This is a genomic window from Poseidonibacter sp. (assembly GCF_041821165.1).
In the GTDB taxonomy this organism is placed as follows: Bacteria; Campylobacterota; Campylobacteria; order Campylobacterales; family Arcobacteraceae; genus Poseidonibacter.
In genome coordinates, this window is record NZ_JBGUES010000048.1 from 1 (window position 1) to 14,101 (window position 14,101).

General features: G+C 26.1%; 13 protein-coding genes. 1 reads left to right on the forward strand and 12 read right to left on the reverse strand.

The features are described from left to right. The 12 genes from ACERKK_RS05670 to ACERKK_RS05725 form a co-directional block, all read right to left on the reverse strand. Positions 1-1,264, reverse strand: a 1,264-nt coding sequence (locus tag ACERKK_RS05670; RefSeq protein ID WP_373772125.1) for an ABC1 kinase family protein, incomplete at its 3' end; no start/stop codon positions are given. Positions 1,265-1,527: 263 nt separating this feature from the next. Then, entirely contained in the window at positions 1,528-1,791 is a 264-nt protein-coding gene (locus tag ACERKK_RS05675; protein WP_373772113.1) for a hypothetical protein, read from the reverse strand. A gap of 83 nt (positions 1,792-1,874) precedes the next feature. Beyond that, complete coding sequence (locus tag ACERKK_RS05680) at positions 1,875-3,029, reverse strand: cytochrome-c peroxidase (protein WP_373772114.1); 1,155 nt, start codon at positions 3,027-3,029, stop codon at positions 1,875-1,877. After that, positions 3,026-3,943, reverse strand: coding sequence for a sterol desaturase family protein (locus ACERKK_RS05685; protein WP_373772115.1), 918 nt, complete (start codon positions 3,941-3,943; stop codon positions 3,026-3,028). The genes ACERKK_RS05680 and ACERKK_RS05685 overlap by 4 nt, the downstream gene beginning before the upstream one ends. 2 nt (positions 3,944-3,945) lie before the next feature. After that, a complete protein-coding gene (locus ACERKK_RS05690; protein WP_373772116.1) occupies positions 3,946-4,935 on the reverse strand; it encodes an imelysin family protein in 990 nt (329 codons plus the stop codon). A 1-nt stretch (position 4,936) separates the two neighbouring features. Beyond that, on the reverse strand, positions 4,937-6,319 hold the full coding sequence (locus ACERKK_RS05695) for a di-heme oxidoredictase family protein (RefSeq protein WP_373772117.1): 1,383 nt from the start codon (positions 6,317-6,319) through the stop codon (positions 4,937-4,939). Beyond that, on the reverse strand, positions 6,303-7,655 hold the full coding sequence (locus ACERKK_RS05700) for an imelysin family protein (RefSeq protein ID WP_373772118.1): 1,353 nt from the start codon (positions 7,653-7,655) through the stop codon (positions 6,303-6,305). The genes ACERKK_RS05695 and ACERKK_RS05700 overlap by 17 nt, the downstream gene beginning before the upstream one ends. A 217-nt stretch (positions 7,656-7,872) precedes the next feature. Beyond that, positions 7,873-8,364, reverse strand: coding sequence for an asparaginase domain-containing protein (locus tag ACERKK_RS05705; protein ID WP_373772119.1), 492 nt, complete (start codon positions 8,362-8,364; stop codon positions 7,873-7,875). A 9-nt stretch (positions 8,365-8,373) separates the two neighbouring features. Next, positions 8,374-9,780, reverse strand: a complete 1,407-nt coding sequence (gene aspA, locus ACERKK_RS05710) for an aspartate ammonia-lyase (protein WP_373772120.1) — start codon at positions 9,778-9,780, stop codon at positions 8,374-8,376. 90 nt (positions 9,781-9,870) lie between these two features. Further along, complete coding sequence (locus ACERKK_RS05715) at positions 9,871-10,563, reverse strand: response regulator transcription factor (protein WP_373772121.1); 693 nt, start codon at positions 10,561-10,563, stop codon at positions 9,871-9,873. Between the two features lie 3 nt (positions 10,564-10,566). After that, positions 10,567-11,694: a sensor histidine kinase gene (locus tag ACERKK_RS05720; RefSeq protein WP_373772122.1), complete on the reverse strand. Its 1,128-nt coding sequence runs from the start codon at positions 11,692-11,694 to the stop codon at positions 10,567-10,569. Between the two features lie 107 nt (positions 11,695-11,801). Beyond that, positions 11,802-13,268 carry an alanine/glycine:cation symporter family protein gene (locus ACERKK_RS05725; RefSeq protein WP_373772123.1) on the reverse strand — a complete coding sequence of 489 codons (1,467 nt, stop codon included), beginning with the start codon at positions 13,266-13,268 and terminating at the stop codon, positions 11,802-11,804. A 280-nt stretch (positions 13,269-13,548) separates the two neighbouring features. Here ACERKK_RS05725 and ACERKK_RS05730 point away from each other — a divergent pair. Beyond that, positions 13,549-14,101 (forward strand): response regulator (locus tag ACERKK_RS05730; protein WP_373772124.1); only part of this gene is annotated, 553 nt, incomplete at its 3' end.

Sequence of the window (14,101 nt, forward strand, 5' to 3'; positions counted from 1 at the left end):
CAAAAGCAAATAAAATTAAGGCAATATCTTTTAGCTCTTTATCATATAAAAGCATAAAAATTGATGTAAAAATAAAACCTAATGATAAAAGTATAGGCCTTATATAATCTTTTATCTCTTTTGAAATCCATTCTAATTGGTCATTAGAAACTTGAATTTTAAGCTCACCACTACTAGCTTGTTTAATCAAAGACTTAAAATCTTTAATTGTAAAAGGAATTGATTTAATTTCATCAATTATTGTTTCAGCAATAGAATCATTAGCACCTAAAGCCTTAGGAATATTTTTTTGAAGTATTGGCAAAATATCTTTTATTCCATTAAAGTTTTCTATATAAGTTGTACCAAGACCTTCAATAATAGCACTAACTCTTAAAATATAAATAGCATCACTTGGTAGTTTAAAAGGAAGATTTCTTGTACTTTCTAAAACCTCAAATGCTAATTGTTGCATAGATTCACTACTTAAGTTTTCATTTGAAAAAATATCAAACATTTTATCAGTAAATTCTGCTAGTTGTTCAACAGGTGCTTCATAAGCAATTGTTCCTAATCTTTTACTTGCATTTATATAAAGCTCATAATCTCTTTCATTTGCTGCTTTTATAAGTTCAATTATTGCAATTCTTGTATTATTTGGAATTGATTTTACCATTCCAAAATCTAATAATATTAAATCACCCTCTTTATTTACAAGTAAATTTCCAGGATGAGGATCTGCATGAAAATATCCATTTATTAACATTTGAGTTGTATAAAAATCTACAAGTTTTGAAATAATTTCATTAAAGTCAATATTCTCTTTTTTCAGATTTTCTTTATCATCAAATCTATATCCCTCTTCAAAACTCATTACCAATGCATCATCGCAAGATATTTCTTTGTAAGCTTTTGGAAATTTTATTCCACTATCTTTATACATATGAGAGAATTTTTCTAGGTTTGATAATTCATGATTTAGACTAACTTCTTGTAAAATCATTGAAGAAAACTCTGAAACAACAGCTTCAATTGAGTTTTTTGTATAGTGAGAAAATAATGGTTTAAATAAACTATTAAAAAGTTTTATGATTTTAATATCAGCAATTACTCTATTTTTTATGCCCATTCTTCTAAGTTTAACAGCAACTTTTGTACCATCGTGTAAATATGCTATATGAACTTGTCCAATTGAAGCAGAAGCAATTGGTGTTTTTTCAAAACTTGAAAATGGATCTTTCTTAAAAGCCTTAGAAAAAATCTCATCACACTCATCTTTACTCATTGAAGGTAATTTATCATGTAATTGTTTTAACTCATGCAAATACTCTTTTGAAAAAAAGTCAGCCCTAGTTGCTAATACTTGCGCAAGTTTAATAAAACTAGCTCCCAAATGTACAGTAGTAGTTTTTAGTTTTTTAGCACTTAATGGCTTAAAAAATAAAAAGCTTTTTTTCTTTTTTATAAGCAAATAAATAGTTAATAAAAAAGAAAATACACTATATACCCTACTAGGAGAATAAAGAGTTAAGGTTTTTAGAAAATTTTTTATTTTAAATCCTCTTTTAATTTTGCTAAATCATCTTTTGTTGCAATTCCTAATTCATCAATGATTTCTTTTATTGTTACCTTTAACTCTTCTTTAAATTTTTCATCACTTTTTTTGCCCTTTTCTTCTAAGGACTCAAGGAAACTTTTTACATCTTTTGTATCAAGTTTTCCTTTTTCTTCAAGTTTTTGTAATTCTTCTTCAACTTTTTGCTTAAAAAGTAAAGCTCCACCAAGTCCTGTAAACATAAGTTCTTTTAACATGAAATATCCTTTTTATATAAATTATAACTATTATATATCTTAAAATAGTTTTTTCATATAGATATTTTGTCTTTTTATAAATTTTACTCTTTTATTAAATGCTCAAACTTCTTATCTGTTAATATTTTCATAAAAGCAACTAAGGCTTCAATTTTTCTATCACTTTGTTTTTTTGCTTTTAATTCTTTTAATGAAATTGTTTCTTCAACTTCTGCTTTATCCCAAGCTTTATTTGTTTCAGGATTTATTTTTCTTTCATCGTTATTATACTTATCATAAAACTCAACTACTGTTCTTAAATCTGAAAATACACCATTATGCATATATGGTGCAGTTACTGCTACATTTCTTAAACTAGGAACTTTAAATTTACCTCTTTGTTTTATATCACTAACAGCTGGGTTATTTAATAATCCTTCATCTACTTTTGTTACACCATTTATTGCTCTTAGTTTTGTATTTGCTGGAACTCCAATATTATGATATTCATAATTAGTAAAAGTTTCACCCTCTTTATCTTCACCTTTTAGTACATGACAAGTAGCACAAGAGTTATTGTTATTTGAGAAGAATATTGACCTTCCTAAATCTTCTAGAACACTTAAATCATATTCACCTCTTAAAAATCTATCATATTTAGAATCAAATGATGCAAACTGCTTAGTCATCTCAAATTTTTCTATTGAATCAGTCATAGCTTTATATGCTTTTTCATTTGAATCAAAAATATCATTTCCATAGATTGATTTAAAGGCACTTATATAATATTCATTTTCTTTAAGTCTATCTACTGTTTCTTTTTTTGAAGACATTCCCATTTCATCAGGATTTGTTGGAGGACCACCTGCTTGATTAGCTAAAGTAGACTCTCTACCATCCCAAAACTGACCACCAATATATTTTTCTTTTTTCTTATCATAATGAAACTCTGGGCTAAACATAGCATAAGCAGAACTTGGAGCTTGTCTATCTCCTATTGATGTACCATTATCTCCTAAAGATGCCATTGATGAAACGCCATTGTTTCTATCATCTACAAAACCTGCTTCTACATTATGACAAGTTGCACAAGATTGCGTTCTATTTTTTGATAAGTTTTTATCAAAATATAAAACCTTTCCTAAATTCTCTTTTTTATTTATTTCATAAGCTAAATCTTCTTTAGCAATATTTGTTTTTGTACACGCAGTAAAAAACAAAGCACTAGCTGTTAAAACTAACAAACTTGAATATTTCATTTTATTTTCCTTTTAAAAATATTTAAAAATGGTGTAGTAATTAAACTAAAAAGTGTTTGGTATTGATTCATTTGCTCACGTCTTAATCCAAATTTTAAAACCTTTACATCACATGAATATTTTAAAGTTCCAAAAAGTTTATCCCATATTGCTAAGTAGCCACCAAAATTTTTATTAAAGTGTTTCTTACTATGATGAATTTGGTGTTGTTTTGGTGAGATAAAAAAGTTCTCTAAAACTTTAAAATAAGCAAGAGGAATATGCGAATGTCTTAAGTTTGAACCAAAAAGTGAAAAAATAAATATAAAAATATTTGCACCTAATATTTCATAAATTCCTATTTTAGAACCAAAAAAATAAATAAATACCCCAGTTACAAGCCCAATACTTAAAGAATATCTAAAACCAAACAAGATATTTTCTACAGGATGAACTCTATAAAAAGTTAAAGGATTTAAAACTTTAGCACTATGATGAACCTTATGAAACTCCCATAAAAATGGAATAGTATGTAAAAATCTATGTAGCCAATATCTAGTAAAATCACTTACAAGAAATAGTGTAATAGTATATAAGACAACTATTGTTTCATATGATAAGTTTGAAGTTTGATTAAAACCATACTCTAAATATAAAAACTTATTAATAGAAAAAGCAATACTTTTAGCACTAATTACTATTGGAAAAATCATTGTAATTTTAATAAAATATGATAATAAAAAATATGAATAATCTAATCTTGCACTTGGATGTAACCAAAGTTTAGAAGAAAAATTTATTTTTCTATGGTTTTTATTAAAATATAAAAAAATCATTCCAATAATAATTGAAGATATTATGTAAACCCAGTAAGTTCTCTTACTTGGGTTTATCATATATTCTAAGATAAAAAAATTATCTAAATTAAAATTCAATTTTAATCACCATCTGCATCTAATATTTTAGAATTAATTTGTAAATCTTCAATCATTTCAACAAATAAAACAACATGAATAATATCAACTTGTTTATATAACTCTTTTGTATTTGAAAAATCATCATTTTTAATCTGTTTTACTAAGTCTAAACTTTTTAAAAGAGCAACTCTTAACTTTGTCATCTCTTTTCCATCTGTTAATGTTAGTAAGTAATCTCCAAACTCTTCATAAGCAGGATTATCTAATACATTTTTATATGTTAATAAAACTGCTTCAATTGCACTAGCAGAGTTTTTACTAATAAAATATTCAGCTCTTTTATTATTTGCATCATCTTTATATTTTTTGCTTAAACCACTAACATCACCTATTCTCCACTCTTTTAATTTATATGAGTTTTGAATAATTGCATTAATAATAATTGCATTTGATTTTTTTTGATTTTTAATAAAACTTGCTCTTTGATTTTCATATTCATTTAAAATATCATCCAAATGAGAAGATAATTTTTTTGAAATGTAAATAGCTAAGTCATTTACTCTTTGATTTTTAATATCTTTTGTAAATAAGATGTACTCTAATGCATTAATTGATTTTAATGAGTTTTTAAATAAAGCAACTCTTGCTTCTTCATTGCTTTTTATAGCTCTATCTAATTGAACTTTTATATCTTCATTTGCATTATGAAAAATATCCATATATCTTGGAGTATCAATAAACTCCTCATTTAAATCACCTAAGATATAAAATGTCTCAACGCTTTTCCATGATTGAACAAAATCTGTAAATAAATCTTTTGTCTTTTTATCATCTTTATTTTTTAAAGCTTGCGATAAATCATTTATATCATTAATTGCTTTTTTCACATCTTTTAAAATTACTAAATCATATAGATTTGTATTAACTTGTGTATTATATTTATCATCTTCATTTGCATAAACAAATAGTGATAAACAAATCATTACTAATATACCTTTTAATATTTTCATATTATATTTCTCCTAAGAATTTTAATAGTTTTTCTCTTTGTTTTTTTTCTAATTTCATATAAGCATTTCTTGAATTTAAAGCTTCGCCACCATGCCAAAGTATTGCTTCTTCAAAATTTCTAGCTCTTCCATCATGAAGTAATCTAGGTTTTTTATTTGTGATTTTTTCATGTAAAGCCAAACCCCATAAAGGAGCTGTTCTCCACTCATTTTTAGAAGCTTTAAACTCACTTCTTCCATCACTTAACCCAGCACCCATATCATGAAGTAAAAGGTCTGTATATGGTGATATTTTAATTCCAAGTTTTGTATTAAAATTGTTTTTATGACATTTTACACAAGAAATATTTTCAAATATTTCTAAACCTTCTTTAAAAACTTTTGTCTCTTTACTTTTATATGTTTTAATATTTTTTATATAAAAATCAATTGCTTCTAATCTTTCATCTGTAATATCAATAGACTTATTTGATGAAGCTTTTTTATTACACTCTATTTGATTTTCTGTACAGTTTTCATTTATAAAAAGATTTGTTGTTAAACCCATATCATTATTTGCAGCTGCTGCAATTTGTTCATAAATTGTTGCAGAACTTGCTTTCCATGTATATTTTCCAAGTTCTAATTTTTTTGTTAAAGAAGAATAAACAAAATTTGCTTTGCCTGATATCCCATCACCGTTTTTATCAAACTCATCAACATTTGCTAAAATATCATCATTTGAAATTTGCTCTAATAATCCTAAGCCATTTAAACTAGGAGCAATTCTAAAGCTTATAGCTGTATTTTTTGCTAATTCTCCATAATTTTTCTCAGTTAAAGAGTAATTAGGTTTTAGTAATATTACAACTTCTCCATCTGGAAATATTACTTTTTTTTCTTCAAACTCTATTTTTGGTTTTGCTTCAAATTTTAAGCCATGTACAGCATTTATTGAAACTTGTGCTCCATATATTGGTTCTTTTATAAAACCATCTTTTTTTAACATTTCTTGATGTTGTATAGAGTTATTAGAAGGAATTGATAATCGTGCAACTAAAGAACGTGAGATATTTCCTTTTTCATTAAATAAAGTACCTCTTGAGTTTTTAGGATGACATGAAATACAAGTATTAGCATTAAATAATGGTCCTAAACCATCTCTTGCTGTTGTTGCACTTGGTGACTCAACCCAAGGAATAGTAAAAAAACTTCTTCCTAAAATAAACTTGTCATAAGACTCATCATCTAAGCCATTAATAGGTTTTAATAAAACAGATTTATCTTTTTCATTTGAAAAATAAACATCATCTTTATTAACGGCAAATAGCCCTGTAGCAAAAAATGCTACAAGGCTAGTTAGTAAAAGAAACTTATTCAAAAAATTATTAGATTTTTGTTTCATCAGAATCTGTAACATCATCTGTACTTAATGAAATTCCATTTGCTTTTGCAACATTTACCATTTCATCACCTAATTTTCTCATTTGATTTTTAAGTTTTACAATAACTTTTGCATTTGGATTATCTGGTTGAATTTGATAATCAAAGTGTTCTGTAGTTTTTGCAGTGTAATCAATTTTTGCTATTTTTTCTTCAATTGAAGACATTAAAGCAAGAATTCTTGTTTTATCTTCTTTTTCAACTTTATCTAATAATGAAATACCATAAGATTTACCATTATATGAAGAAGTTAAAACGTTTTTAAATCCTTGATAGTTATTTGCAATATCTCTATGAGTGTTATCAGAGAAACAAGAGTGTTCATCTTCTTCACTTGGTGTTAAAACTGCTACTGCAATTCTTTCATTTGCAAGTTCAGATTTAATAAATACACCCATTCCTGAAATAATTTGTTTTAAAGCATCTGATTCTTTTATATTTTTAGAAGCATTATCACCTGTTAACTTACCTAAAAGTGCTGCTTGATAAAGTCCATTTGTTCCATTTACTTCTTTTTGCCAAGCTGAAGTTACACTTTGTAAATCAGATACAATTTTTGATGAAGCAGCTTGTAAATAATCTAATCTTCTTTTTGCATTTTTTTCACTTGTAAAATCACTTAATGGTCTAGCTCCTGCACTCATTGCACCATTTGTAATAGAATCTTTTACAAAGTTTGAATAATCTTGGTCTTGTCCCCATAATAAAAACTCAATTGCATGATAACCACTTGATACATTTGCATCTCCACCATTTTCATTTAAAGAACTAAGCGCATCTGCTGTGATTTTTGATACATTTACAATTTTTGCATCTTCTCCACCTGGATTAAATTCACCTTTTGTATCAATAATATTTCCTGATGTTTTAACACCATTTGCATCAATTGTATAATCAATCATATTCTCATCTAAAGGCCAAGCATTTAATTGTCCTTCTGGCGCACCATAAGTATTAGCAACCCAACCATCTTCTGCATCAATTGGTCCATTTGCTAGTCTAAAGATTTCTGTTTGTCCATAAGATTCTCTTGATTGTAACCAAGCTTTTTTTGCATTTTCAAAGTTTTTAGCACTTGGATTAGCAGTAAAAGCATCAATTCTAAATCTTAAGTTAATTGCATCATTTAAAGCATCAGTATAATTAGCTAGTGCAATATCTGAATACACATTTAAAATCGAATCTGATTTTTTACTCATTTGTATTAAGTTTGTATTATTTGAAGTACTTGCACATCCTGAAAAAAGTAGCATAGATGTCATTCCAATTCCAGCAATAATTGATTTTGTTTTGTTCATAATAGTCCTTGTATTTGTAAATATTAATAATTGTTATCAAAATAAAAATGAACTATAATACAAATTATCTTAGATTTTACTTAATAGTAATAATGATTATCAATAAAGATAAGTTTTTAAGAAAGTTTTTGATTTTTTAAGAATTAGTGAGTGTTTAGTTTATTTTTAGAACCTATAATTTAATATAAGTTCTAAAAATCTTATAAGAATATTTACTCTATTTTAGTAGAAATTTTCCAGCTTTTCTATCTTTTAGAAGATTTTTATGATTTACAACAATTCCATGCATTGCAAGATAAATTCCATTTTGTACATCTGCACTTAAGAATCCTAAAGCTAAAGAAAAGTTCATTGTTGCTTCAACCTCATCAATACTTATAGGAACCATAGCACCTGTAAAAACAATCTTTTTATCATTTATATTTTCTTCAATAAAAGCAGCTGTTAAATCAACTGTATCTGTTCCATGAATTATGATTATATTTTCACTTTGACTATCTTTGATACTTTGTACAATGATATTTCTATCATCGTCATTCATATCTAAGCTATCTTTTGAAACTACATTTTTTACTTCAATTTCTACATTATGACAAGATTTTAAAATCTTATCTAAAGCAATATTATCACTTGGAACTTCTAGTTGACCTTTTATTGGATTATATCTTTTATTAAAAGTTCCACCAGTATTAATTACAGTTAATTTCATTTTTTTCCTTTATACTAATTTATGATTATGAACCATATGTTTTGGATGAAGAAGTTTATCTAATTCTTCTTTTGTAAATAGTTCTTGTTCAATAATAATATCATATACTCTTCTATTTGTTTTTAGTGCTTCTTTTGCTAAAGCTGAACATTTTTCATATCCTAAAATTGGATTTAAAGAAGTTACAATTGTAATTGAATTTAAAATATTTTCCATACAAACATCTTCATTTGCTGTAATTCCATCAATACATTTTGATGCTAAAGAGTGAAATGACCTTCTCATCATATTAATAGATGTAAATAGTTTATAAGCAATAATTGGTTCAAATACATTTAATTGTAATTGTCCACCCTCACTTGCCATTGATATTGTCATATCCGCACCAATTACTTCAAAAGCAACTTGATTTACAACTTCTGGAATTACTGGATTTACTTTTCCAGGCATTATTGAACTTCCAGGTTGCATTGCTGGTAAATTTATTTCATTAAATCCAGCTCTTGGACCTGAACTTAGAAGTCTTAAATCATTACAAATTTTTGATACTTTAATTACAACTCTTTTTAAAATTCCAGAAATATGTACAAAATCACCTGTATCTTGAGTCGCTTCTATTAAATCACCTGCATTTACAAAATCAATTCCTGTTACATCTTGTAAGTTTTTAATTACTAATTCTTGATAGTTCTCTTTTGTATTAATTCCAGTACCAATAGCAGTTGCACCTAAGTTTACTTCTTTAATTAATGCTTGTGCTTCTCTTAATCTATAAATATCTTCATCAACCATAATTGCATAAGTTTTAAACTCTTGCCCTAAAGTCATAGGAACAGCATCTTGAAGTTGAGTTCTTCCCATTTTTAAAATATCTTTAAATTCAACAGCTTTTCTATCAAAACTATCTCTTAATTCTCTTAGTGAATCTTTTAATCTAAAAATTAATTCATGTAGAGTAATTTTAATTGCTGTTGGGTAAACATCATTTGTAGATTGTGAACAATTTACATGATTATTAGGATGAATAATATGATATGAACTTCTTGGATGTCCTAATATTTCTAATGCTCTATTTGCAATAACTTCATTTGCATTCATATTTGTAGAAGTCCCAGCCCCACCTTGAATAGGATCTACAATAAATTGGTCATGAAATTGCCCTGCTATAATTTCATCACAAGCTTGAGTAATAGCATCTCTTTGGATAAGTGTTAAATCACCTAATTCATAATTTGTAAGTGCTGTTGCTTTTTTTACTTTTGCTAGTGATCTTATAAAATTTGGAAATAAAGATATACTTGTTCTTGTAATATCAAAATTTTCTTTTGCTCTTAATGTTTGTATTCCATAATAACTATCATTAGCTATCTCTTTTTCACCTAAAAAATCTTTTTCAATTCTGAAAGTATTTTCCATCTCTGCCTCTTTTTTAAATAGTTTCTATTGAAATCTTATATAAAAATAGTATGCAAAAGGTGTGTTTTCTACACTAATACAAAAGATTCGTTAATTTTCATTTTTAAGTAAAATATACCCAGCTTGTGGAACATTTTTAATAATATTAATAGGCATTTTTCCTCTTAGTTCTTTTATAAAAGATTTAAGAGCATGAGTTGTCATATCCTTATCATGCCATAGTTCTGAATCAATTTGTTCATATGTTGTAATACTGTTTTTATTCTCATGTAGCAGTTGTAAAAAGTCTTTTTCTCTTTTTCTTAAAAAAATCACTTCATTTGATTTATATATTAATTCTCTTTTAAATAAATCAAGTTTTAAATCTTCATGTAAAATTAATTGTTTTAATATTTTTTTATCAATATATTTAAGTAAGGCATCATCAAGTTTTTTTAAATTTAATGGCTTTAAAATATAGTGATTAATATTTAAATTTATTAAATCTATTAAATACTCTTCATTTGAATATGCAGTAAGCATTATTATAAATGTATTTGCATCACTTTCTCGTATTTTTTTTACTAACTCAATTCCATCCATATTTTGCATTTGGATATCACTTAATATAATTTTTGGTTTGTACTCTTCATAAATTTCATAAGCTTCAACACCATTTGTTGCTTCATATACTTCTTTAAAATAATATTTTAATGTATTTACTACAAACTCTCTAATACCATCTTCATCTTCTACACATAAGATACTTACATCTTTTAACTGTGCTAATATATCTGTATCCATAATCTATCCTATTACTATTATTTTAAAAACTGCGCCATCTGCATCATTTTCAACACTAAGTTCACCACCCATATTTCGCTCAATAATAAGTTTTGAAATATATAAACCTAGTCCTGTTCCTTTTGATGAATCTTTTGTACTATAATATGGGTCAAAAATTGATTCAATATTTTTTTCATCAATTCCATTTGCATTATCTTTAATAGTTACAATACTTTGTAAACCTTTTGCTGTAATTGTTATTTCAATTTTTGGTTTTTCTATTTTTCTTTCTACTAAAATATCTGTTGCATTACTAATGATATTTAGAACTACTTGAGAATACTCATTTGGATAACCAAAAATAAGTTTGTCTTGTTTTATATTAAAAACTAAATCAATTGATAAATTATGCAGTGTTGCATCAACAATATGTAAAGCTTTTGTACAAGCATCACTTATCAAAAAATTTTCTTTTTTCTTATCAGGTTTATAGAAATTTCTAAAATCATCAATTGTATTTGACATAAATTCAATCATTTCATTACTTCTTTCAATTGAATTTAAAATATGTTGTTCATTTACTTTTTTAAATTTTGTAGCAAGTTCTAATTCCATTAAAACACCAGATAACTCACTTAAAGGTTGTCTCCATTGATGTGCTATCATACTAATCATTGAACCCATTCTTGCTAGTTTTGATTGTTGTAAAATTGCTTTGTCTTTTTTCTTACCCTCTTCTATTCCTAATGTGACTTTTGTTATTAAAGTTTTATTTAAATCTTGAAGTTTTTCTTCTTTACTTTTAACTTTTTGTATATATTTATTTATAATATCGTTTTTAATTGTAATCATTAAAGCTGAAAATAAAATCATGAAAATAATAATACTAATAGTTAAAGTCAATACAAAATCTTCATATTCATTTTGTCTTTGCAAATGATGTTGTTCTTTATCTTTTAATATTTCATCTAATTGTTCTAAGTTAGGGTTTTCTTGAAGTAAATATAGTTTTTTATACTCTTTAACACTAGTAGTGTAGTCATTATTTGAAACTTTTAAATAATAAGAAGTAGAAAAAAAAGCAGTAAAAATTACACATAAAAAAGGAATCATTATCACAAAAAAAGGTATTCCATTTTTATTAAACATAATTTTTCTCGCTTTATCTTGTTTATTCAATAATATAGTTTAATTTCTTTAAAAAACATTTATTAGCTTATAAAACTTCAAGTCCTATTTAGGACCTGAAGATTTTATTATGATTCTTTTGTAGTTTGAGTTTTTTTACTTGCTTTTTTATCATTGATATTATCAACAATCTCTTTCCAAGTCTCTTTTTCAAAATTGAATTCTGTATAATCGTTATATCTTAAAACAGGAACTTTACCCTCTTTAATTTGTCTATCATAACCTTTAATAAGCTGTAATACAGGTTTATAAAGTAAAGCAATAACTGTCATATTAATAACAGCTAATAATCCCATTGATAAATCAGCAAATGAGAAAATAGAACCTAAATCTTGGAAAGACCCCCAAACAATTAGAGCAATACAAAGTATTCTAAAAATATTAAAAACTGTCATATTACCTTTTACAAAAAAGTTTAAACTATTTTCAGCAAGGTAGTAGTTATATAACATTGATGAAAAACCAAATAATAATAATGCAAATGTTACAAAATATCCACCAAATGGTCCTATATGATCAATTAAAGCATTTTGAGTTAATAAAACACCTTGAACTCCTTCTTCTCCTGGAGTATAAACACCTGATAAAAGAATGATAAATGCAGTACATGAACATAAAATAATAGTGTCAATAAATACTGAGAATGACTGAACAATACCTTGTTGAACAGGATGCGCAACATAAGCAACTGCAGCAACATTTGGAGCTGAACCAAGTCCTGCTTCATTTGAGAACATACCTCTTTTTGCACCTTGTAAAATAACAGCACCAATACCACCACCAATTGCAGAAGAAGGATTAAAAGCTTCATGAACAATATGACTAATTAGTCCTGGTATTTCTTGTATATTTAAAGCAATTACAACAAGAGCAATTAATAAATAACTAACAGCCATAACGGGTACAATAACTTCTGAAACTTTAGCAATTCTTTTAATACCACCAAAAATAGCAATACCGAAAATTAAAGTCATAATTGAACCTGTAATCCATGTAGGAATATCAAATGATGCTTGAAACGAAGTTGAGATAATAAATGATTGTGTTGCATTAAAAGCAAATCCAAACGTAATTATAAGTAAAATTGAGATAATTACACCTAACCATCTTTGTTTTAAAGCTTTTGTTGCATAATACGCAGGCCCTCCTCTATAAACACAAGAATCAGTTCCATCTTTCTCTTTATACAATTGTGCTAATGAACATTCAAAGAAACTAGTAGCCATACCAACTAAACCAATAACCCACATCCAAAAAACAGCACCTGCTCCACCTAATGTAATAGCAACTGCAACACCTGCAATATTACCACCACCTACACGACCAGCTACACTTAACATTAAAGCTTGAAAAGAACTAATATGTCCTTCTTTATCATGTACTGTATCTCTTAAAACGTTAAACATTTTAAAGAAATATCTAAACTGAACAAATCTTGAACTTATTGTAAAAAAAATCCCAAGAATTGGAAGTACATAAATTAAAATAGACCCCCAAATAAGATCGTTCAAAAAAGTATTTATCTCTGCAATCATTTTTTCTCCTTTTGATATAAAAAAAGTTTATCATTCCAAAGAGGGTTAAAAGTGTCAATTTATAGATAAAATACCCAAATTCTGACTATATTTTGGTATTTTTTCTCAAAATATAGATATTAATAAAAAAGTAAATTTTTATTAAATCATAAATTAATTATTATTTAATTTAATAATTGATTAAAAGCCTTTTTTACGATATTTAACGCTACAAGATTAATATTATAAATATTATTTTGATATAATCATCTAAACTTACTTTTTATTTAAGGCTGCTATTTTGAAAAACCTACTAATTGTTGATAATTCCATTGTAATTATAAATGTACTAAAAGATATGTTTAGTGAAAAAAATGATTTTAAAATTTTTATTGCTAAAAGTTTAAATGATGTAAAAGATTTAATTGAAAACCAAAAATTCTTCGCTGCTATTTCAAATATGGTATTACCTGATGCTTTAAATGGTGAACTTCTTAAAGTTTTGGAAAAAGAAAATATACCAACTGTTGTTTTAACTTCAAATATTGATGATGAAGTAATTAATAAAATGAATAATCATAATATTGTAGATTTTATACCAAAAGATTCTATTTATGGATTACAAAGTACATATAAATTAATTAATTTACTAACATATATAAAGAATATGAATATTCTTGTAGTTGAAGATTCAATTACTTGTTCTGCTCAAATAAAAGAGATTCTAAGTACTTTGCTATTAAATGTAACAGTTGCAAAAGATGGAGAAGAAGCACTTAATATTTTAAAAAATGATTCAAGTATTTCATTAATTATATCTGATTATGACATGCCTAAAATGAATGGAATGGAAT

Bases quoted from the DNA above. Each gene is read 5' to 3' on its own strand.
- ACERKK_RS05690 (WP_373772116.1), bottom strand. From the start codon at position 4,935: ATGAAAATATTAAAAGGTATATTAGTAATGATTTGTTTATCACTATTT.
- ACERKK_RS05720 (WP_373772122.1), bottom strand. From the start codon at position 11,694: ATGTTTAATAAAAATGGAATACCTTTTTTTGTGATAATGATTCCTTTT.
- aspA (WP_373772120.1), bottom strand. From the start codon at position 9,780: ATGGAAAATACTTTCAGAATTGAAAAAGATTTTTTAGGTGAAAAAGAG.
- ACERKK_RS05680 (WP_373772114.1), bottom strand. From the start codon at position 3,029: ATGAAATATTCAAGTTTGTTAGTTTTAACAGCTAGTGCTTTGTTTTTT.
- ACERKK_RS05695 (WP_373772117.1), bottom strand. From the start codon at position 6,319: ATGAAACAAAAATCTAATAATTTTTTGAATAAGTTTCTTTTACTAACT.
- ACERKK_RS05715 (WP_373772121.1), bottom strand. From the start codon at position 10,563: ATGGATACAGATATATTAGCACAGTTAAAAGATGTAAGTATCTTATGT.
- ACERKK_RS05700 (WP_373772118.1), bottom strand. From the start codon at position 7,655: ATGAACAAAACAAAATCAATTATTGCTGGAATTGGAATGACATCTATG.
- ACERKK_RS05675 (WP_373772113.1), bottom strand. From the start codon at position 1,791: ATGTTAAAAGAACTTATGTTTACAGGACTTGGTGGAGCTTTACTTTTT.
- ACERKK_RS05725 (WP_373772123.1), bottom strand. From the start codon at position 13,268: ATGATTGCAGAGATAAATACTTTTTTGAACGATCTTATTTGGGGGTCT.
- ACERKK_RS05705 (WP_373772119.1), bottom strand. From the start codon at position 8,364: ATGAAATTAACTGTAATTAATACTGGTGGAACTTTTAATAAAAGATAT.